Annotated in this window: 1 protein-coding gene (running past one end of the window); it reads left to right on the forward strand. The window is 58.9% G+C overall.

The genetic code is table 11. The features are described from left to right. A protein-coding gene (locus ACP158_RS02500; protein WP_424947411.1) for an immunoglobulin-like domain-containing protein crosses the window boundary here: on the forward strand, positions 1-26,490 show its 3' portion. The gene continues 12,546 nt to the left of window position 1, outside the view; the window shows 26,490 of its 39,036 coding nt (coding positions 12,547-39,036); the start codon falls outside the window, past its left edge; the stop codon is at positions 26,488-26,490. Positions 26,491-26,504: the final 14 nt, after the last annotated feature.

Consider the following 26,504-nt stretch of genomic DNA (forward strand, 5'->3'; position numbering starts at 1 on the left):
GCCGAGCAGAAGACCCGCACGGTCAGGGTCATCGACACCGGCAAGCCGATTATCACCCTGACCGGTGATAATCCGCAGACCATCCATTTCGGCATGGCTTACACCGAACACGGCGCCACCGCCACCGACCTGGTGGATGGCGACCTCACCGGCAGCATTGTCATTGACAGTAGTGCAGTGAACACCGACCGAGTTGGAGATTACTCGGTCACCTACGATGTAACCGACACCGCCGGTAACGCCGCCGAGCAGAAGACCCGCACGGTCAGGGTCATCGACACCGGCAAGCCGATTATCACCCTGACTGGTGATAATCCGCAGACTATCGAGTTTGGCGAGGGGTACGCCGAACTGAATGCCACCGCCACCGATCGGGTGGATGGCGACCTCACCGGCAACATTGTCATTGACAGTAGTGCAGTGAACACGAACGCGGTCGGGCAATACACTGTTACCTACGATGTAACCGACACCGCCGGTAACGCCGCCGAGCAGAAGACCCGCACGGTCAGGGTCATCGACAACACCAAGCCGATTATCACCCTGACCGGTGATAATCCGCAGACCATCGAGTTTGGCGAGGGGTATACCGAACTGAATGCAACGGCCACCGATCGGGTGGATGGCGACCTCACCGGCAGCATTGTCATTGACAGTAGTGCAGTGAACATCAACCGAGTCGGGGATTATTCGGTCACCTACGATGTAACCGACACCGCCGGTAACGCCGCCGAGCAGAAGACCCGCACCGTCAGGGTCATCGACACCGGCAAGCCGATTATCACCCTGACCGGTGATAATCCGCAGATCATCGAGTTTGGCGAGGGGTATGCCGAACTGAATGCAACCGCCACCGATCGGGTGGATGATGACATCGAACTCACCGGCAACATTGTCATTGATGCGAACAACGTGGACACGAGCACGGTCGGAACCTACACGGTCACTTACGATGTAACCGACACCGCCGGTAACGCCGCCGAGCAGAAGACCCGCACGGTCAGGGTCATCGACACCGGCAAGCCGATTATCACCCTGACCGGTGATAATCCGCAGACCATCCATTTCGGCATGGCTTACACCGAACTGAATGCAACGGCCACCGATCGGGTGGATGGCGACCTCACCGGCAACATTGTCATTGACAGTAGTGCAGTGAACACCGACCGAGTCGGGGATTACTCGGTCACCTACGAGGTAACCGACACCGCCGGTAACGCCGCCGTGCAGAAGACCCGCACGGTCAGGGTCATCGACGCCGGCAAGCCGATTATCACCCTGACCGGTGATAATCCGCAGACCATCCATTTCGGCATGGCTTACACCGAACACGGCGCCACCGCCACCGACCTGGTGGATGGCGACCTCACCGGCAGCATTGTCATTGACAGTAGTGCAGTGAACACCGACCGAGTCGGGGATTACTCGGTCACCTACGATGCAGCCGACACCGCCGGTAACGCCGCCGAGCAGAAGACCCGCACGGTCAGGGTCATCGACACCGGCAAGCCGATTATCACCCTTCTTGGTGCTAATCCGCAGACCATCGAGTTTGGCGAGGGGTATGCCGAACTGGAGGCAACGGCTACCGATCTGGTGGATGGCGACCTCACCGGCAGCATTGTCATTGACAGTAGTGCAGTGAACACCGACCGGGTCGGGGAATACCCGGTCACCTACGATGTAACCGACACCGCCGGTAACGCCGCCGAGCAGGTGACGCGCACGGTCAGGGTCATCGACACCGGCAAGCCGATTATCACCCTGACTGGTGATAATCCGCAGACCATCCATTTCGGCATGGCTTACACCGAACACGGCGCCACCGCCACCGATCTGGTGGATGGCGACCTCACCGGCAGCATTGTCATTGACAGTAGTGCAGTGAACACCGACCGAGTCGGGGATTACTCGGTCACCTACGATGTAACCGACACCGCCGGTAACGCCGCCGAGCAGAAGACCCGCACGGTCATCGTTGAAGACAACACCAAGCCGATTATCACCCTGACTGGTGATAATCCGCAGACCATCGAGTTTGGCGAGGAGTATACCGAACTGAAGGCAACCGCCACCGACCTGGTGGATGGCGACCTCACCGACAACATTGTCATTGATGCGAACAACGTGGACACGAGCACGGTCGGGACCTACACGGTCACTTACGATGTAACCGACACCGCCGGTAACGCCGCCGAGCAGAAGACCCGCACGGTCAGGGTCATCGACACCGGCAAGCCGATTATCACCCTGACTGGTGATAATCCGCAGACTATCGAGTTTGGCGAGGGGTATACCGAACTGAATGCAACGGCCACCGACCGGGTGGATGGCGACCTCACCGGCAACATTGTCATTGATGCGAACAACGTGGACACGAGCACGGTCGGGACCTACACGGTCACTTACGATGTAACCGACACCGCCGGTAACGCCGCCGAGCAGAAGACCCGCACGGTCAGGGTCATCGACACCGGCAAGCCGATTATCACCCTGACTGGTGATAATCCGCAGACTATCGAGTTTGGCGAGGGGTATACCGAACTGAATGCAACGGCCACCGACCGGGTGGATGGCGACCTCACCGGCAACATTGTCATTGATGCGAACAACGTGGACACGAGCACGGTCGGAACCTACACGGTCACTTACGATGTAACCGACACCGCCGGTAACGCCGCCGAGCAGAAGACCCGCACGGTCAGGGTCATCGACACCGGCAAGCCGATTATCACCCTGACCGGTGATAATCCGCAGACCATCCATTTCGGCATGGCTTACACCGAACTGAATGCAACGGCCACCAACCTGGTGGATGGCGAACTCACCGGCAACATTGTCATTGACAGTAGTGCAGTGAACACCGACCGAGTCGGGGATTACTCGGTCACCTACGATGTAACCGACGCCGCCGGTAACGCCGCCGAGCAGAAGACCCGCACGGTCAGGGTCATCGACACCGGCAAGCCGATTATCACCCTGACTGGTGATAATCCGCAGACCATCCATTTCGGCATGGCTTACACCGAACTGAATGCAACGGCGACCGACCTGGTGGATGGCGAACTCACCGGCAACATTGTCATTGCCGGTGACGAGGTAATCACCGACCGGGTTGGAGAGTACCAGGTCACCTACGATGTAACCGACACCGCCGGTAACGCCGCCGAGCAGAAGACCCGCACGGTCAGGGTCATCGACACCGGCAAGCCGATTATCACCCTGACTGGTGATAATCCGCAGACCATCGAGTTTGGCATGGCTTACACCGAACTGAAGGCAACCGCTACCGACCTGGTGGATGATGACATTGAACTCACCGGCAACATTGTCATTGATGCGAACAACGTGGACACGAGCACGGTCGGAACCTACACGGTCACTTACGATGTAACCGACACCGCCGGTAACGCCGCCGAGCAGAAGACCCGCACGGTCAGGGTCATCGACACCGGCAAGCCGATTATCACCCTGACTGGTGATAATCCGCAGATCATTGAGTTTGGCACGGCTTACACCGAACTGGAGGCAACGGCGACCGATCTGGTGGATGATGACACCGAACTAACCAGCAAGATTGTCATTGCTGGTGACGAGGTAATCACCAACCAGCTCGGCACCTACGATGTAACCTACAATGTAACCGACACCGCCGGTAACGCCGCCGATACCGTGACGCGCACAGTCAAGGTCATCGACGCCGGCAAGCCGGTGATTACCCTGACCGGTGATAATCCGCAGACCATCGAGTTTGGCGAGGGCTATACCGAACTGAATGCAACGGCCACCGACCGGGTGGATGGCGACCTCACCGGTAGCATTGTCATTGACAGCAGTGCAGTGAACATCAACCGAGTTGGAGATTACTCGGTCACCTACGATGTAACCGACACCGCCGGTAACGCCGCCGAGCAAAAGACCCGCACGGTCAGGGTCATCGACACCGGCAAGCCGATTATCACCCTGACTGGTGATAATCCGCAGACCATCCATTTCGGCATGGCTTACACCGAACTGAATGCAACGGCCACCGACCTGGTGGATGGCGAACTCACCGGCAGCATTGTCATTGACAGCAGTGCAGTGAACACCGACCGGGTTGGAGATTACTCGGTCACCTACAATGTAACCGACGCCGCCGGTAACGCCGCCGAGCAGAAGACCCGCACGGTCAGGGTCATCGACACCGGCAAGCCGATTATCACCCTGACTGGTGATAATCCGCAGACCATCCATTTCGGCATGGCTTACACCGAACTGAATGCAACGGCCACCGATGCGGTGGATGGCGAACTCACCGGCAACATTGTCATTGACAGCAGCGCGGTGAACACCGACCGAGTCGGGGATTACTCGGTCACCTACGATGTAACCGACACCGCCGGTAACGCCGCCGAGCAGAAGACCCGCACGGTCAGGGTCACCGACACCGGCAAGCCGATTATCACCCTGACCGGTGATAATCCGCAGACCATCCATTTCGGCATGGCTTACACCGAACTGAATGCAACGGCGACCGATGCGGTGGATGGCGACCTCACCGGCAACATTGTCATTGACAGTAGTGCAGTGAACATCAACCGAGTTGGGGATTACTCGGTCACCTACGATGTAACCGACGCCGCCGGTAACGCCGCCGAGCAGAAGACCCGCACGGTCAGGGTCATCGACACCGGCAAGCCGGTGATTACCCTGACCGGTGCTAATCCGCAGATCATTGAGTTTGGCACGGCTTACACCGAACTGGAGGCAACGGCGACCGATCGGGTGGATGATGACACCGAACTAACCAGCAAGATTGTCATTGCTGGTGACGAGGTAATCACCAACCAGCTCGGCACCTACGATGTAACCTATGATGTAACCGACACCGCCGGTAACGCCGCCGAGCAGAAGACCCGCACGGTCAGGGTCATCGACACCGGCAAGCCGATTATCACCCTGACTGGTGATAATCCGCAGACTATCGAGTTTGGCGAGGGGTACACCGAACTGAATGCAACGGCGACCGACCTGGTGGATGATGACATTGAACTCACCCGCAGGATTGTCATTGCCGGTGACGAGGTAATCACCGACCGGGTTGGAGAGTACCAGGTCACCTACGATGTCTCCGACACCGCCGGTAACGCCGCCGAGCAGAAGACCCGCACGGTCAGGGTCATCGACACCGGCAAGCCGATTATCACCCTGACTGGTGATAATCCGCGGACCATCCATTTCGGCATGGCTTACACCGAACACGGCGCCACCGCCACCGATCGGGTGGATGGCGAACTCACCGGCAGCATTGTCATTGACAGTAGTGCAGTGAACACGAACGCGGTCGGGCAATACACTGTTACCTACAATGTAACCGACACCGCCGGTAACGCCGCCGAGCAGAAGACCCGCACGGTCATCGTTGAAGACAACACTAAGCCGATTATCACCCTGACCGGTGATAATCCGCAGACCATCCATTTCGGCATGGCTTACACCGAACACGGCGCCACCGCCACCGACCTGGTGGATGGCGAACTCACCGGCAACATTGCCATTGACAGCAGCGCAGTGAACACCGACCGAGTCGGGGATTACTCGGTCACCTACAATGTAACCGACACCGCCGGTAACGCCGCCGAGCAGAAGACCCGCACGGTCAGGGTCATCGACAACACCAAGCCGATTATCACCCTGACTGGTGATAATCCGCAGACCATCGAGTTTGGCGAGGGCTATACCGAACTGAATGCCACCGCCACCGATCGGGTGGATGGCGACCTCACCGGCAGCATTGTCATTGACAGCAGCGCGGTGAACACCGACCGGGTCGGGGAATACACCGTCACCTACGATGTAACCGACACCGCCGGTAACGCCGCCGTGCAAAAGACCCGCACGGTCAGGGTCATCGACACCGGCAAGCCAATCATCACCCTGACCGGTGCTAATCCGCAGACCATCGAGTTTGGCATGGCTTACACCGAACTGAATGCCACCGCTACCGATCTGGTGGATGGCGAACTCACCGGCAGCATTGTCATTGACAGTAGTGCAGTGAACACCGACCGAGTTGGAGATTATTCGGTCACCTACGATGTAACCGACACCGCCGGTAACGCCGCCGAGCAGAAGACCCGCACGGTCAGGGTCATCGACAACACCAAGCCGATTATCACCCTGACTGGTGATAATCCGCAGACCATCGAGTTTGGCGAGGGCTATACCGAACTGAAGGCAACCGCCACCGATCGGGTGGATGATGACATCGAACTCACCGGCAGCATTGTCATTGACAGTAGTGCAGTGAACACGAACGCGGTCGGGCAATACACGGTCACCTACGATGTAACCGACACCGCTGGTAACCATGCCGTGCAGAAGACCCGCACGGTCAGGGTCATCGACACCGGCAAGCCGATTATTACCCTGACCGGTGATAATCCGCAGATCATTGAGTTTGGCGAGGGGTATACCGAACTGAAGGCAACCGCTACCGACCTGGTGGATGATGACATTGAACTCACCGGCAACATTGTCATTGATGCGAACAACGTGGACACGAGCACGGTCGGGACCTACACGGTCACTTACGATGTAACCGACACCGCCGGTAACGCCGCCGAGCAGAAGACCCGCACCGTCAGGGTCATCGACACCGGCAAGCCGATTATCACCCTGACTGGTGATAATCCGCAGACCATCCATTTCGGCATGGCTTACACCGAACTGAATGCAACGGCCACCGATGCGGTGGATGGCGACCTCACCGGCAACATTGTCATTGACAGTAGTGCAGTGAACACCGACCGAGTCGGGGATTACTCGGTCACCTACGATGTAACCGACACCGCCGGTAACGCCGCCGAGCAGAAGACCCGCACGGTCAGGGTCATCGACAACACCAAGCCGATTATCACCCTGACCGGTGATAATCCGCAGACCATCGAGTTTGGCGAGGGCTATACCGAACTGAATGCAACGGCCACCGACCTGGTGGATGGCGAACTCACCGGCAAGATTGTCATTGACAGCAGCGCAGTGAACACCGACCGAGTCGGGGATTACTCGGTCACCTACGATGTAACCGACACCGCCGGTAACGCCGCCGAGCAGAAGACCCGCACGGTCAGGGTCATCGACACCGGCAAGCCGATTATCACCCTGACTGGTGATAATCCGCAGACCATCCATTTCGGCATGGCTTACACCGAACTGAATGCAACGGCGACCGATGCGGTGGATGGCGACCTCACCGGCAGCATTGTCATTGACAGTAGTGCAGTGAACACCGACCGAGTCGGGGATTATTCGGTCACCTACGATGTAACCGACACCGCCGGTAACGCCGCCGAGCAGAAGACCCGCACGGTCAGGGTCATCGACACCGGCAAGCCGATTATCACCCTGACTGGTGATAATCCGCAGACCATCCATTTCGGCATGGCTTACACCGAACTGAATGCAACGGATTCGGTCACCTACGATGTAACCGACACCGCCGGTAACGCCGCCGAGCAGAAGACCCGCACGGTCAGGGTCATCGACACCGGCAAGCCGATTATCACCCTGACTGGTGATAATCCGCAGACCATCCATTTCGGCATGGCTTACACCGAACTGAATGCAACGGCCACCGATGCGGTGGATGGCGAACTCACCGGCAAGATTGTCATTGACAGCAGCGCAGTGAACACCGACCGAGTCGGGGATTACTCGGTCACCTACGATGCAGCCGACACCGCCGGTAACGCCGCCGAGCAGAAGACCCGCACCGTCAGGGTCATCGACAACACCAAGCCGATTATCACCCTGACTGGTGATAATCCGCAGACCATCCATTTCGGCATGGCTTACACCGAACTGAATGCAACGGCGACCGATGCGGTGGATGGCGACCTCACCGGCAGCATTGTCATTGACAGTAGTGCAGTGAACACGAACGCGGTCGGGCAATACACTGTTACCTACAATGTAACCGACACCGCCGGTAACGCCGCCGAGCAGAAGACCCGCACGGTCAGGGTCATCGACACCGGCAAGCCGATTATCACCCTGACTGGTGATAATCCGCAGACCATCGAGTTTGGCGAGGGCTATACCGAACTGAAGGCAACGGCGACCGATCTGGTGGATGGCGACCTCACCGGCAACATTGTTATTGATGCGAACAACGTGGACACGAGCACGGTCGGAACCTACACGGTCACTTACGATGTAACCGACACCGCCGGTAACGCCGCCGAGCAGAAGACCCGCACGGTCAGGGTCATCGACACCGGCAAGCCGATGATTACCCTGACCGGTGATAATCCGCAGACCATCCATTTCGGCATGGCTTACACCGAACTGAATGCAACGGCCACCGACCTGGTGGATGGCGACCTCACCGGCAACATTGTCATTGACAGCAGTGCAGTGAACACCGACCGAGTCGGGGATTACTCGGTCACCTACAATGTAACCGACACTGCCGGTAACGCCGCCGAGCAGAAGACCCGCACGGTCAGGGTCATCGACACCGGCAAGCCGATTATCACCCTGACTGGTGATAATCCGCAGACCATCCATTTCGGCATGGCTTACACCGAACTGAATGCAACGGCGACCGACCTGGTGGATGATGACATCGAACTCACCAGCAACATTGTCATTGACAGTAGTGCAGTGAACACCGACCGAGTCGGGGATTACTCGGTCACCTACGATGTAACCGACACCGCCGGTAACGCCGCCGAGCAGAAGACCCGCACGGTCAGGGTCATCGACACCGGCAAGCCGATTATCACCCTGACTGGTGATAATCCGCAGACCATCGAGTTTGGCGAGGGCTATACCGAACTGAAGGCAACCGCTACCGACCTGGTGGATGATGACATCGAACTCACCGGCAACATTGTCATTGACAGTAGTGCAGTGAACACCGACCGAGTCGGGGATTACTCGGTCACCTACGATGTAACCGACACCGCCGGTAACGCCGCCGAGACCATGACCCGCACGGTCAGGGTCATCGACACCGGCAAGCCGATTATCACCCTGACCGGTGATAATCCGCAGACCATCCATTTCGGCATGGCTTACACCGAACACGGCGCCACCGCCACCGATCTGGTGGATGGCGACCTCACCGGCAACATTGTCATTGACAGTAGTGCAGTGAACATCAACCGAGTTGGGGATTACTCGGTCACCTACGATGTAACCGACACCGCCGGTAACGCCGCCGAGCAGAAGACCCGCACGGTCAGGGTCATCGACACCGGCAAGCCGATTATCACCCTGACTGGTGATAATCCGCAGACCATCGAGTTTGGCGAGGGGTATACCGAACTGAAGGCAACCGCTACCGACCTGGTGGATGATGACATCGAACTCACCGGCAACATTGTCATTGACAGTAGTGCAGTGAACACCGACCGAGTCGGGGATTACTCGGTCACCTACGATGTAACCGACACCGCCGGTAACGCCGCCGAGCAGAAGACCCGCACGGTCAGGGTCACCGACACCGGCAAGCCGATTATCACCCTGACCGGTGATAATCCGCAGACCATCCATTTCGGCATGGCTTACACCGAACTGAATGCAACGGCCACCGACCTGGTGGATGGCGAACTCACCGGCAACATTGTCATTGACAGTAGTGCAGTGAACACCGACCGAGTCGGGGATTACTCGGTCACCTACGATGTAACCGACACCGCCGGTAACGCCGCCGAGCAGAAGACCCGCACGGTCAGGGTCATCGACACCGGCAAGCCGATTATCACCCTGACCGGTGATAATCCGCAGACCATCCATTTCGGCATGGCTTACACCGAACACGGCGCCACCGCCACCGATCTGGTGGATGGCGACCTCACCGGCAGCATTGTCATTGACAGTAGTGCAGTGAACACCGACCGAGTCGGGGATTACTCGGTCACCTACGATGTAACCGACACCGCCGGTAACGCCGCCGAGCAGAAGACCCGCACGGTCATCGTTGAAGACAACACCAAGCCGATTATCACCCTGACTGGTGATAATCCGCAGACCATCGAGTTTGGCGAGGAGTATACCGAACTGAAGGCAACCGCCACCGACCTGGTGGATGGCGACCTCACCGACAACATTGTCATTGATGCGAACAACGTGGACACGAGCACGGTCGGGACCTACACGGTCACTTACGATGTAACCGACACCGCCGGTAACGCCGCCGAGCAGAAGACCCGCACGGTCAGGGTCATCGACACCGGCAAGCCGATTATCACCCTGACTGGTGATAATCCGCAGACTATCGAGTTTGGCGAGGGGTATACCGAACTGAATGCAACGGCCACCGACCGGGTGGATGGCGACCTCACCGGCAACATTGTCATTGATGCGAACAACGTGGACACGAGCACGGTCGGGACCTACACGGTCACTTACGATGTAACCGACACCGCCGGTAACGCCGCCGAGCAGAAGACCCGCACGGTCAGGGTCATCGACACCGGCAAGCCGATTATCACCCTGACTGGTGATAATCCGCAGACTATCGAGTTTGGCGAGGGGTATACCGAACTGAATGCAACGGCCACCGACCGGGTGGATGGCGACCTCACCGGCAACATTGTCATTGATGCGAACAACGTGGACACGAGCACGGTCGGAACCTACACGGTCACTTACGATGTAACCGACACCGCCGGTAACGCCGCCGAGCAGAAGACCCGCACGGTCAGGGTCATCGACACCGGCAAGCCGATTATCACCCTGACCGGTGATAATCCGCAGACCATCCATTTCGGCATGGCTTACACCGAACTGAATGCAACGGCCACCGACCTGGTGGATGGCGAACTCACCGGCAACATTGTCATTGACAGTAGTGCAGTGAACACCGACCGAGTCGGGGATTACTCGGTCACCTACGATGTAACCGACGCCGCCGGTAACGCCGCCGAGCAGAAGACCCGCACGGTCAGGGTCATCGACACCGGCAAGCCGATTATCACCCTGACTGGTGATAATCCGCAGACCATCCATTTCGGCATGGCTTACACCGAACTGAATGCAACGGCGACCGACCTGGTGGATGGCGAACTCACCGGCAACATTGTCATTGCCGGTGACGAGGTAATCACCGACCGGGTTGGAGAGTACCAGGTCACCTACGATGTAACCGACACCGCCGGTAACGCCGCCGAGCAGAAGACCCGCACGGTCAGGGTCATCGACACCGGCAAGCCGATTATCACCCTGACTGGTGATAATCCGCAGACCATCGAGTTTGGCATGGCTTACACCGAACTGAAGGCAACCGCTACCGACCTGGTGGATGATGACATTGAACTCACCGGCAACATTGTCATTGATGCGAACAACGTGGACACGAGCACGGTCGGAACCTACACGGTCACTTACGATGTAACCGACACCGCCGGTAACGCCGCCGAGCAGAAGACCCGCACGGTCAGGGTCATCGACACCGGCAAGCCGATTATCACCCTGACTGGTGATAATCCGCAGATCATTGAGTTTGGCACGGCTTACACCGAACTGGAGGCAACGGCGACCGATCTGGTGGATGATGACACCGAACTAACCAGCAAGATTGTCATTGCTGGTGACGAGGTAATCACCAACCAGCTCGGCACCTACGATGTAACCTACAATGTAACCGACACCGCCGGTAACGCCGCCGATACCGTGACGCGCACAGTCAAGGTCATCGACGCCGGCAAGCCGGTGATTACCCTGACCGGTGATAATCCGCAGACCATCGAGTTTGGCGAGGGCTATACCGAACTGAATGCAACGGCCACCGACCGGGTGGATGGCGACCTCACCGGTAGCATTGTCATTGACAGCAGTGCAGTGAACATCAACCGAGTTGGAGATTACTCGGTCACCTACGATGTAACCGACACCGCCGGTAACGCCGCCGAGCAAAAGACCCGCACGGTCAGGGTCATCGACACCGGCAAGCCGATTATCACCCTGACTGGTGATAATCCGCAGACCATCGAGTTTGGCGAGGGGTACACCGAACTGAATGCAACGGCGACCGACCTGGTGGATGATGACATTGAACTCACCCGCAGGATTGTCATTGCCGGTGACGAGGTAATCACCGACCGGGTTGGAGAGTACCAGGTCACCTACGATGTCTCCGACACCGCCGGTAACGCCGCCGAGCAGAAGACCCGCACGGTCAGGGTCATCGACACCGGCAAGCCGATTATCACCCTGACTGGTGATAATCCGCAGACCATCCATTTCGGCATGGCTTACACCGAACTGAATGCAACGGCCACCGACCTGGTGGATGGCGAACTCACCGGCAACATTGTCATTGACAGTAGTGCAGTGAACACCGACCGAGTCGGGGATTACTCGGTCACCTACGATGTAACCGACGACGCCGGCAACCCGGCCGAGCAGAAGACCCGCACGGTCAGGGTCATCGACACCGGCAAGCCAATCATCACCCTGACCGGTGCTAATCCGCAGACCATCCATTTCGGCATGGCTTACACCGAACTGAATGCAACGGCCACCGACCTGGTGGATGGCGAACTCACCGGCAACATTGTCATTGACAGCAGTGCAGTGAACACCGACCGGGTCGGGGATTACTCGGTCACCTACAATGTAACCGATGCCGCCGGTAACGCCGCCGATACCGTGACGCGCACGGTCAGGGTCATCGACGCCGGCAAGCCGGTGATCACCCTGACCGGCGCTAATCCGCAGACCATCGAGTTTGGCGAGGGGTACGCCGAACTGAATGCAACCGCCACCGATCTGGTGGATGATGACATCGAACTCACCGGCAACATTGTCATTGATGCGAACAACGTGGACACGAGCACGGTCGGAACCTACACGGTCACTTACGATGTAACCGACACCGCCGGTAACGCCGCCGAGCAGAAGACCCGCACGGTCAGGGTCATCGACACCGGCAAGCCGATTATCACCCTGACTGGTGATAATCCGCAGACCATCCATTTCGGCATGGCTTACACCGAACTGAATGCAACGGCGACTGATGCGGTGGATGGCGACCTCACCGGCAGCATTGTCATTGACAGCAGCGCGGTGAACACCGACCGAGTCGGGGATTACTCGGTCACCTACGATGTAACCGACACCGCTGGTAACGCCGCCGAGCAGAAGACCCGCACGGTCATGGTCATCGACGCCGGCAAGCCGGTGATCACCCTGACTGGTGATAATCCGCAGACCATCCATTTCGGCACGGCTTACACCGAACTGAATGCAACGGCCACCGATCTGGTGGATGGCGAACTCACCGGCAGCATTGTCATTGACAGCAGCGCGGTGAACACCGACCGAGTCGGGGATTACACGGTCACCTACGATGTAACCGACGCCGCCGGTAACGCCGCCGAGCAGAAGACCCGCACGGTCAGGGTCATCGACACCGGCAAGCCGATTATCACCCTGACTGGTGATAATCCGCAGACCATCCATTTCGGCATGGCTTACACCGAACTGAATGCAACGGCGACCGATGCGGTGGATGGCGAACTCACCGACAACATTGTCATTGACAGTAGTGCAGTGAACACCGACCGAGTCGGGGATTACTCGGTCACCTACGATGTAACCGACACCGCCGGTAACGCCGCCGAGCAGAAGACCCGCACGGTCAGGGTCATCGACACCGGCAAGCCGATTATCACCCTGACTGGTGATAATCCGCAGACTATCGAGTTTGGCGAGGGGTACACCGAACTGAATGCAACGGCCACCGACCTGGTGGATGGCGACCTCACCGGCAGCATTGTCATTGACAGCAGTGCGGTGAACACCGACCGGGTCGGGGATTACTCGGTCACCTACGATGTAACCGACACCGCCGGTAACGCCGCCGAGCAGAAGACCCGCACGGTCAGGGTCATCGACGCCGGCAAGCCGATTATCACCTTGACCGGCGCTAACCCGCAGACCATCGAGTTTGGCGAGGGGTATACCGAACTGAATGCAACGGCCACCGATCGGGTGGATGGCGACCTCACCGGCAACATTGTCATTGACAGTAGTGCAGTGAACATCAACCGAGTTGGAGATTACTCGGTCACCTACAATGTAACCGACACCGCCAAAAACCCGGCCGATACCGTGACCCGCACGGTCAGGGTCACCGACACCACGGCGCCGGCCATTACCGCCCCGGATGACGAAACCTTTGAGGCGACGGCTACTTTGACCCCGCTTGATCGCTCCGATTACGGCATCGCCAGGTCCGCCGATGGCGACATCACCGACGACGCGCCCGATACTTTCCCGCTGGGCGACACCACTATTACCTGGACAGCCGCCGATGCTTCAAGCAATGAAATGACGGCCAAGCAGATCATCACGGTTGTGGACACCACAGCGCCGGTGATTACCCTGCTGAAAAACACCGCCGACAACAACCGGATCGAACTCGGCACGGTTTATACCGAACACGGCGCCACCGCCACCGATGCAGTGGACGGTGACCTTACCGGCAGCATTGATATTAATACGGACAACGTGGACGCAAACGCGGTCGGGGAATACACCGTCACCTACAATGTCTCCGATGCCCAGAACAACGCCGCCGTGCAGAAGACCCGCACCGTCAGGGTGACCGACACCACCGCGCCGGACATCACCGCCCCGCACGACCAGACCTTTGAGGCGACGGCCACGGCGACACCGCTTAGCCGGGACGATTACGGCATCGCCAGGTCCTCCGATGGCGACATCACCGACGACGCGCCCGATACTTTCCCGCTGGGCGACACCATCATCACCTGGACCGCAACCGATGCTTCAAGCAATGAAATGACGGCCAAGCAAACCATCACGGTTGTGGACACCACAGCGCCGGTGATTACCTTGACCGGCGCCAATCCGCAGATCATTGAGTTTGGCGAGGAGTATGCCGAACTGAATGCAACGGCGACCGATGCGGTGGATGGCGACCTCACCGGCAGCATTGTCATTGACAGCAGCGCGGTGAACACCGACCGGGTCGGGGAATACACCGTCGCCTACGATGTAACCGACGCCGCCGGCAACGCCGCCGATACCGTGACCCGCACGGTCAGGGTCATCGACACCGGCAAGCCGATTATCACCCTGACCGGTGATAATCCGCAGATCATTGAGTTTGGCACGGCTTACACCGAACTGAATGCAACGGCCACCGATCGGGTGGATGGCGACCTCACCGGCAGCATTGTCATTGACAGTAGTGCAGTGAACACCGACCGAGTCGGGGACTACTCGGTCACCTACGATGTAACCGACACCGCCGGTAACGCCGCCGAGCAGAAGACCCGCACGGTCAGGGTCATCGACACCGGCAAGCCGATTATCACCCTGACCGGTGATAATCCGCAGACTATCGAGTTTGGCGAGGGCTATACCGAACTGAATGCCACCGCTACCGATCGGGTGGATGGCGACCTCACCGGCAACATTGTCATTAATACGGACAACGTGGACACGAGTGCGGTCGGGGAATACACCGTCACCTACAATGTAACCGACGCCGCCGGTAACGCCGCCGATACCGTGACGCGCACAGTCAGGGTCACCGACGCCGGCAAGCCGGTGATTACCCTGACCGGCGCTAATCCGCAGACCATCGAGTTTGGCATGGCTTACACCGAACTGAATGCAACGGCGACCGATCTGGTGGATGATGACATCGAACTCACCGGTAGCATTGTCATTGACAGCAGTGCAGTGAACACTGACCGGGTCGGGGATTACTCGGTCACCTACAATGTAACCGACACCGCCGGTAACGCCGCCGCGCAGAAGACCCGCAGGGTCACCATAACCGCTCCCCAGATCGCCCCTGACAACGTGCCACCGACTATCATTGCACCGGCAAATGTGGTGGCGGAAGCCACCGGACCGACCACGCCTGTCAGTGTGGGTCAAGCAACGGCCACTGATCGGGTGGACTCCATGCCAGAGGTTACCCGCATCCCGCTGGACAATGAGTTTGCCGTAGGCGTCCACAGCATCACTTGGAAGGCAACCGATGCTTCGGGTAATGAAGCGACCGCCGTGCAGACCATCACCATCACCGATGCTACCGTGCCGGAGATTACCTTGACCGGTGCTAACCCACAGACCATCGAGTTTGGCGAGGGGTATACCGAACTGAATGCAGCGGCGACCGATCTGGTGGATGGCGACCTCACCGGCAGCATTGTCATTGACAGTAGTGCAGTGAACACCGACCGAGTCGGGGATTACTCGGTCACCTACGATGTAACCGACACCGCCGGTAACGCCGCCGAGCAGAAGACCCGCACGGTCAGGGTCATCGACAACACCAAGCCGATGATTACCCTGACCGGCGCTAATCCACAGACCATCGAGTTTGGCGAGGGGTATGCCGAACTGAATGCAACGGCCACCGATGCGGTGGATGGCGAACTCACCGGCAAGATTGTCATTGACAGCAGCGCAGTGAACACCGACCGAGTCGGGGATTACTCAGTCACCTACGATGTAACCGACACCGCCGGTAACGCCGCCGAGCAGAAGACCCGCACGGTCAGGGTCATCGACACCGGCAAGCCGATTATCACCCTGACCGGTGATAATCCGCAGACCATCGAGTTTGGCGAGGGCTATACCGAACTGAATGCAACGGCGACCGACCTGGTGGATGGCGACCTCACCGGCAGCATTGTCATTGACAGTAGTGCAGTGAACATCAACCGAGTTGGAGATTATTCGGTCACCTACGATGTAACCGACACCGCCGGTAACGCCGCCGAGCAGAAGACCCGCACGGTCAGGGTCATCGACACCGGCAAGCCGGTGATCACCCTGACCGGTGATAATCCGCAGACCATCCATTTCGGCATGGCTTACACCGAACACGGCGCCACCGCCACCGATGCGGTGGATGGCGACCTCACCGGCAGCATTGTCATTGACAGTAGTGCAGTGAACACGAACGCGGTCGGGCAATACACTGTTACCTACGATGTAACCGACACCGCCGGTAACGCCGCCGAGCAGAAGACCCGCACGGTCAGGGTCATCGACACCGGCAAGCCGATGATCACCCTGACCGGTGATAATCCGCAGACCATCCATTTCGGCATGGCTTACACCGAACACGGCGCCACCGCCACCGATCGGGTGGATGGCGACCTCACCGGCAACATTGTCATTGACAGTAGTGCAGTGAACACCGACCGAGTCGGGGATTACTCGGTCACCTACGAGGTAACCGACACCGCCGGTAACGCCGCCGAGCAGAAGACCCGCACGGTCAGGGTCATCGACACCGGCAAGCCGATTATCACCCTGACCGGCGCTAATCCGCAGACCATCCATTTCGGCATGGCTTACACCGAACTGAATGCAACGGCGACCGATGCGGTGGATGGCGACCTCACCGACAACATTGTCATTGACAGTAGTGCAGTGAACACCGACCGAGTCGGGGATTACTCGGTCACCTACGATGTAACCGACACTACCGGTAACGCCGCCGAGCAGAAGACCCGCACGGTCAGGGTCATCGACACCGGCAAGCCGATTATCACCCTGACTGGTGATAATCCGCAGACCATCGAGTTTGGCGAGGGCTATACCGAACTGAAGGCAACCGCTACCGACCTGGTGGATGATGACATTGAACTCACCCGCAGGATTGTCATTGCCGGTGACGAGGTAATCACCGACCGGGTTGGAGAGTACCAGGTCACCTACGATGTAACCGACACCGCCGGTAACGCCGCCGAGCAGAAGACCCGCACGGTCAGGGTCATCGACACCGGCAAGCCGATTATCACCCTGACTGGTGATAATCCGCAGACCATCCATTTCGGCATGGCTTACACCGAACTGAATGCAACGGCGACCGACCTGGTGGATGATGACACCGAACTCACCGGCAGCATTGTCATTGACAGTAGTGCAGTGAACATCAACCGGGTTGGAGATTACTCGGTCACCTACGATGTAACCGACGCCGCCGGCAACGCCGCCGAGCAGAAGACCCGCACGGTCATCGTTGAAGACAACACTAAGCCGATTATCACCCTGACCGGTGATAATCCGCAGACCATCCATTTCGGCATGGCTTACACCGAACTGAATGCAACGGCCACCGATGCGGTGGATGGCGACCTCATCGGCAGCATTGTCATTGACAGTAGTGCAGTGAACACGAACGCGGTCGGGCAATACACCGTCGCCTACGATGTAACCGACACCGCCGGTAACGCCGCCGAGCAGAAGACCCGCACGGTCAGGGTCATCGACACCGGCAAGCCGATTATCACCCTGACCGGTGATAATCCGCAGACCATCGAGTTTGGCGAGGAGTATACCGAACTGAATGCAACGGCGACCGACCTGGTGGATGATGACACCGAACTCACCGGCAGCATTGTCATTGACAGTAGTGCAGTGAACATCAACCGGGTTGGAGATTACTCGGTCACCTACGATGTAACCGACACCGCCGGTAACGCCGCCGAGCAGAAGACCCGCACCGTCAGGGTCATCGACAACACCAAGCCGATTATCACCCTGACTGGTGATAATCCGCAGACCATCCATTTCGGCATGGCTTACACCGAACTGAATGCCACCGCTACCGATCGGGTGGATGATGACACCGAACTCACCGGCAGCATTGTTATTGACAGCAGCGCGGTGAACACAGACCGGGTCGGGGAATACCCGGTCGCCTACGATGTAACCGACGCCGCCGGTAACGCCGCCGAGCAGAAGACCCGCACGGTCAGGGTCATCGACACCGGCAAGCCGATTATCACCCTGACCGGTGATAATCCGCAGACCATTGAGTTTGGCGAGGGGTATGCCGAACTGAATGCAACGGCCACCGATCGGGTGGATGGCGAACTCACCGGCAGCATTGTCATTGACAGTAGTGCAGTGAACACCGACCGAGTCGGGGATTACTCGGTCACCTACGATGTAACCGACGCCGCCGGTAACGCCGCCGAGCAGAAGACCCGCACGGTCAGGGTCATCGACACCGGCAAGCCGATTATCACCCTGACCGGCGCTAATCCGCAGACCATCCATTTCGGCATGGCTTACACCGAACACGGCGCCACCGCCACCGATTTGGTGGATGGCGACCTCACCGGCAGCATTGTCATTGACAGTAGTGCAGTGAACACGAACGCGGTCGGGCAATACACTGTCACCTACGATGTAACCGACACCGCCGGTAACGCCGCCGAGCAGAAGACCCGCACGGTCAGGGTCATCGACACCGGCAAGCCGATTATCACCCTGACTGGTGATAATCCGCAGACCATCCATTTCGGCATGGCTTACACCGAACACGGTGCCACCGCCACCGATCTGGTGGATGGCGACCTCACCGGCAACATTGTCATTGATGCGAACAACGTGGACACGAGCACGGTCGGAACCTACACGGTCACTTACGATGTAACCGACACCGCCGGTAACGCCGCCGAGCAGAAGACCCGCACGGTCACCTTGACCGCTGCCCAGATCGCCCCTGACAACATACCGCCGACTATCATTGCACCGGCAAATGTGGTGGCGGAAGCCACCGGCCCGACCACGCCAGTCAGTGTGGGACAGGCAACCGCTACTGACTTGGCCGACCCGGACCCCCGAATCACTCGCAGCCCGGAGACCAACGACTTCGCAGTCGGAGAACACACCATCACCTGGAAGGCCACGGATGCGAGCGGTAACTTCGCCACCGCCAAGCAGACCATTACTATCACCGATACCACCGCGCCGGTGATTACCTTGACCGGTGCCAATCCGCAGATCATTGAGTTTGGCGAGGGGTATACCGAACTGAAGGCAACGGCGACCGACCTGGTGGATAATGACACCGAACTCACCGGCAACATTGTCATTGATGCGAACAACGTGGACACGAGCACGGTCGGGACCTACACGGTCACTTACGATGTAACCGACACCGCCGGTAACGCCGCCGAGCAGAAGACCCGCACGGTCAGGGTCATCGACACCGGCAAGCCGATTATCACCCTGACCGGTGATAATCCGCAGACCATCCATTTCGGCATGGCTTACACCGAACACGGTGCCACCGCCACCGATCTGGTGGATGGCGACCTCACCGGCAACATTGTCATTGATGCGAACAACGTGGACACGAGCACGGTCGGAACCTACACGGTCACTTACGATGTAACCGACACCGCCGGTAACGCCGCCGAGCAGAAGACCCGCACGGTCACCTTGACCGCTGCCCAGATCGCCCCTGACAACATACCGCCGACTATCATTGCACCGGCAAATGTGGTGGCGGAAGCCACCGGCCCGACCACGCCAGTCAGTGTGGGACAGGCAACCGCTACTGACTTGGCCGACCCGGACCCCCGCATCACTCGTAGCCCGGAGACCAACGACTTCGCAGTCGGAGAACACACCATCACCTGGAAGGCCACGGATGCGAGCGGTAACTTCGCCACCGCCAAGCAGACCATTACTATCACCGATACCACCGCGCCGGTGATTACCTTGACCGGTGCCAATCCGCAGACCATTGAGTTTGGCGAGGGGTATACCGAACTGAAGGCAACGGCGACCGACCTGGTGGATAATGACACCGAACTCACCGGCAACATTGTCATTGATGCGAACAACGTGGACACGAGCACGGTCGGGACCTACACGGTCACTTACGAGGTAACCGACACCGCCGGTAACGCCGCCGAGCAGAAGACCCGCACAGTCATGGTCACCGACACCACCGCGCCGGACATCACCGCACCTGATCCCTATACCACCGAAGCCACGGCCGAGCAGACCCCACTGGGCCGCTCTGAATACAGCACCGCCACTTCCCCCGATGGCACGGCGATTATTACCGACAACGCGCCCGAAACCTTCCCGCTGGGCACCACAGTCATCACCTGGACCGCCACCGATGCTTCGGATAACAAACTCACCGCTACCCAGGTGATCACGGTTGAGGACACCACCGCGCCGGTGATTACCCTGCTGAAGAACACCCCGGCCGACAACACGGTTGAACTCGGCGGCAGTTATACCGACCACGGTGCCACCGCCACCGACCGGGTGGATGATGACACCGCACTGACCGGCAGGATTGTCATTGCCGGCACAGTGGACACGAACGTGGTCGGGCAATACACCATCACCTACAATGTAACCGATGCCCAGAACAACGCCGCCGTGCAGAAGACCCGCACCGTCAGGGTCACCGACACCACCGCGCCGGACATCACCGCACCAAACGACCAGACCTTTGAAGCGACTGCTACCCTGACATCGCTTAGCCGCTCTGAATACAGCACCGCCACTTCCAGCGATGGCACGGCGATTATTACCGACAACGCGCCCAAGACTTTCCCGCTGGGTGATACCACCATCACCTGGACCGCCACCGATGCTTCGGATAACAAAGAGACCGCTACCCAGGTGATCACGGTTGAGGACACCACCGCGCCGGTGATTACCCTGCTCAAGGACACCCCGGCCGACAACACGGTTGAACTCGGCGGCAGTTATACCGACCACGGTGCCACCGCCACCGATCGGGTGGATGATGACACCGCACTGACCGGCAGGATTGTCATTGCCGGCACAGTGGACACGAACGTGGTCGGGCAATACACCATCACCTACAATGTAACCGATGCCCAGAACAACGCCGCCGTGCAGAAGACCCGCACGGTCATGGTCACCGACACCACCGCGCCGGACATCACCGCACCAAACGACCAGACCTTTGAGGCGACTGCTACCCTGACATCGCTTAGCCGCTCTGAATACAGCACCGCCACTTCCCCCGATGGCACGGCGATTATTACCGACAACGCGCCCGAAACCTTCCCGCTGGGCACCACAGTCATCACCTGGACCGCCACCGATGCTTCGGATAACAAAGAGACCGCTACCCAGGTGATCACGGTTGAGGACACCACCGCGCCGGTGATTACCCTGCTCAAGGACACCCCGGCCGACAACACGGTTGAACTCGGCGGCAGTTATACCGACCACGGTGCCACCGCTACCGACCTGGTGGATGGCGACCTCACCGACAACATTGTCATTGACAGTGGCGCAGTGAACATCAACCGGGTTGGAGATTACTCGGTCACCTACAATGTAACCGACACCGCCAAAAACCCGGCCGATACCGTGACCCGCACGGTCAGGGTCACCGACACCACCGCGCCGATGATTACCGCGCCGACGGAGGTATCCAAAGAAGCCACCGGACCGACAACGCCAGTCACCGTGGGTCAAGCAACCGCGACTGACCTGGCCGCCGATTCGGTGACCATCACCCGCAATCCAGCGGACAATGAGTTTGCCGTAGGTGTCCACATCATCACTTGGAAGGCAACTGATGCTTCAGGTAATGAAGAGACTGCCGAGCAGACCATCACCATCACCGATAAGACCGCGCCGGTGATTACCCTGATCAAGGACACCACCGCCGACAACACAGTTGAACTCGGCACGACTTATACCGAACACCGGGCCACCGCCACCGACCTGGTGGATGATGACACCGAACTCACCAGCAGGATTGACATTGCCGGCACAGTGGACACGAACGCAGTCGGAACATACACCGTCACCTACGATGTCTCCGACACCAACGGCAACGCTACCGAGACCGTGACCCGCACGGTCAGGGTCACCGACACCACCGCGCCGGACATCACCGTACCTGAGCTCTATACCACCGAAGCCACTGGTGCCCAGACGCCGCTCACCGCTAACGACCACTACAGCACCGCCACTTCCCCCGATGGCACGGCGACTATCACCCACGACGCGCCCAAGACTTTCCCGCTGGGCGACACCATCATCACCTGGACCGCCACCGATACCAATGGCCTGAGCAGCACCGCCAAGCAGACCATCCGCATCACCGATACCACCAAGCCGGACATCACCGTGCCGGAAGATGTATCCAAAGAAGCCACCGGCCCCACCACGCCAGTCACCGTGGGACAGGCAACCGCGACTGACCTGGCCGCCGATTCGGTGACCATCACCCGCAATCCAGCGGACAATGAGTTTGCCGTAGGCGTCCACATCATCACTTGGAAGGCAACTGATGCTTCAGGTAATGAAGAGACTGCCGAGCAGACCATCACCATCACCGATAAGACCGCGCCGGTGATTACCCTGCTCAAGGACACCACCGCCGACAACACAGTTGAACTCGGCACGGCTTATACCGAACACCGGGCCACCGCCACCGACCTGGTGGATGGCGACCTCACCGGCAGGATTAACATTGCCGGCACAGTGGACACGAACGTGGTCGGGCAATACACCGTCACCTACAATGTCTCCGATGCCCAGAACAACGCCGCCGTGCAGAAGACCCGCACGGTCAGGGTGACCGACACCACCGCGCCGGGCATCACCGCGCCTGAGCTCTATACCACCGAAGCCACTGGTGCCCAGACGCCGCTCACCGCTAACGACCACTACGGCACCGCTGCTTCCCCCGATGGCACGGCGACTATCACCCACGACGCGCCCGATACTTTCCCGCTGGGCGACACCACCATCATCTGGACCGCCACCGATCCAGTGGGTAATAAAGAGACTGCCGACCAGACCATCACTATCACCGATACCACCAAGCCGGACATCACCGTGCCGGAAGATGTATCCAAAGAAGCCACCGGCCCCACCACGCCAGTCACCGTGGGACAGGCAACCGCGACTGACTTGGTAGATAACGCGCTCGAGATTACGCGCCGCCCGGCGACCAACAACTTCGTAGTCGGAGAACACACCATCACCTGGAAGGCAACCGATGCTTCGGGTAATGAAGCAACCGCAACCCAGACCGTCGCCATCACCGATACCACCAAGCCGGTGATTGCCTTGACCGGTGCCAATCCGCAGACCATTGAGTTTGGCGATGAGTATATTGAACTGGAGGCAACCGCCACCGACCTGGTGGATGATGACACCGCACTGACCGGCAGGATTGTCATTGCCGGCACAGTGAACACCGACCGGGTCGGGGAATACACCGTCACCTACGATGTTTCCGACACCGCCGGCAACCGCGCCGACACCGTGACCCGCACGGTCAGGGTCACCGACACCACCGCGCCGGTGATTACCGCACCGGACGACGAAACCTTTGAGGCGACGGCTACTTTGACCCCGCTGGACTCGTCCGATTACGGCATCGCCACTTTCACCGATGCCGCGGCGATCCTGGCACCGATTAGCCGGGCTGAGTTCGGCGCCGCCACTTCCACCAATACCACGGCTACTATCACCAACGACGCGCCCGAGACTTTCCCGGTGGGCACCACAGTCATCACCTGGACTGCAACCGATACCAATAAACTGAGTAGCTCCGACCGGCAGATGATTACTGTCACCGACACCACCAAGCCGATGATTGCCTTGACCGGTGCTAATCCGCAGATCATTGAGTTGGGCGAGGGGTATACGGAACTGGAGGCAACCGCGACCGACCTGGTGGATGATGACAGCGAACTAACGAGCAGGATTGCCATTGCCGGCACAGTGGACACGAGCGCGGTCGGAACCTACGAAGTTACCTACGATGTAACCGACACCGCCGATAACCATGCCGATACCGTGACCCGCACGGTCAGGGTCACCGACACCACCGCGCCGGACATCAGCGCACCGCCGGCCCAGACCTTTGAGGCCATTGCGACCATGACCCCTCTCGACCGCTCCGACTACGGCACCGCCACTTCCACCGACCGCGAAACCGACATCACTGACGACGCGCCCGATGCCTTCCCCATGGGTAACACCATGATCACCTGGACCGCAACCGGTACCAATGAACTGAGTAGCTCCGCCCAGCAGATGATTACTGTCATGGATACCACGCCGCCGACCATCACCTTGCTCGGTGCCAATCCCATGACCATGGAAATGGGCGGGGATTACGCGGAGCCAGGTGCCACCGCCGTTGATAACATGTTTGGCGACCTCACTGACCGCATCGTCATTGATGCTACCGTTCTGAACACCAACCAGGTCGGGAAATACACCGTCACCTACACCGTTATGGACCAGGCGATGAACCAGGCGCAAGCGAACAGAAACGTGCAGGTGCTGGCGAGTCCCGATTTCGCCGACCTGAATCGAGTGATTTTGTCGGAAGTGGCGCGCACCATGGCTGACCAGAATGTGGAAGTAGTGGCGCGGCGCATTGAGCAAGCCGGCAAGAATGCCGCCCGCGCCGCCAGTGTCGGCGGTCAGTCCAGCCTGGCGAACATTCTCGCCGCGCAAGGGCGCGCGCTTGCCGATGACCAGTTCAGCATCAAGCAATTGCTGGCGGACGCCGACTTCGTGCTACCCCTGTCGGAAGATGCTGCGCCAAGCACCTCCGTCCCGACCTTCTGGGGCGCGGGTGATTATCGCGAGATCAGCGGCTCCGACCGGTTGGACTGGGATGGTGATTTATTGAGTCTGCATCTGGGCGCCGATGCTCACATGGATGACATGATCGCCGGGGTCGCTTTGTCCTGGAGTCGTGCCGATGTGGATTATCGCAACTACCACACGCCGCAGACCGCTGGTCGCGCTGGTCGCGACGATGCCAGTGGCGAATATCAAGTGGATATGACCAGCGTTCATCCGTATATGGGCTGGACTTCGGGGCAGATGGATTTCTGGGCGACGCTCGGCTATGGCGATGGCGAACTGAAAATCACTGACGATGACGATTCTCTGCAACACGCGTCGAGCGATCTGGATTTACGCACCTTTGCTGTGGGCGGGAGCGGTCCTCTGCCGGATGCCGGCGCCACCAACCTGCGAGTGAAAGCGGAAGCGTTGCACAGCGAATTGATCGTGGCCGGCGGTGAGCAAATCGCGGCTATGGAACTGGATGTCAGCCGCTTGCGCCTGACGCTGGAAGGCACTCGGAGTTGGTCTTTGAACAACGGCGCGCGGTTGGATTTGAATTGGCAAGGCGGGCTTCGTTATGACGGTGGCGCCGGCAATACCGGTGCCGGCAACGAGGTCGGCGGCGGGTTGCGCTATGTTGATGCCGCCAGAGGTTTGACGCTGGAAGGCAAGGTGCGCGGGCTGGTGCGCGACAAGGGTGATACCGATGAGTGGGGAGTCAGCGGGCTGATCAAATTCCAGGGGTCGCCGCACGGGCGGGGGTTGTCATTTAGTCTGACGCCAGGATACGGCGAGACCGACCGTATCCTGCAAGAATTCTGGCAACGGGATTTGCGTGATGACGATGAGGACGCGGAGCCGCAGGGATCTGCCCCAAGTTTGGATGTGCGTCTTGGCTATGGCATGGGCGGCCCCGGTGGCCACGGACTCCTGACGCCATACAGTGAGATAACGCTCGGCAATAACGGCGACACTTATCGGCTTGGCCTGGCGTGGAAATTGGATTCATTGTTTGATGTGGAATTGGTTACCGAGCGTCGGGAGAGCATTGATGGGATTGAGCAGAGGATTGTTTTGAATGGGACGATACATTTTTAGTCATTCCCGCTCGA

The organism is Candidatus Spongiihabitans sp. (assembly GCF_965247905.1).
In the GTDB taxonomy this organism is placed as follows: Bacteria; Pseudomonadota; Gammaproteobacteria; order Arenicellales; family Poriferihabitantaceae; genus Spongiihabitans.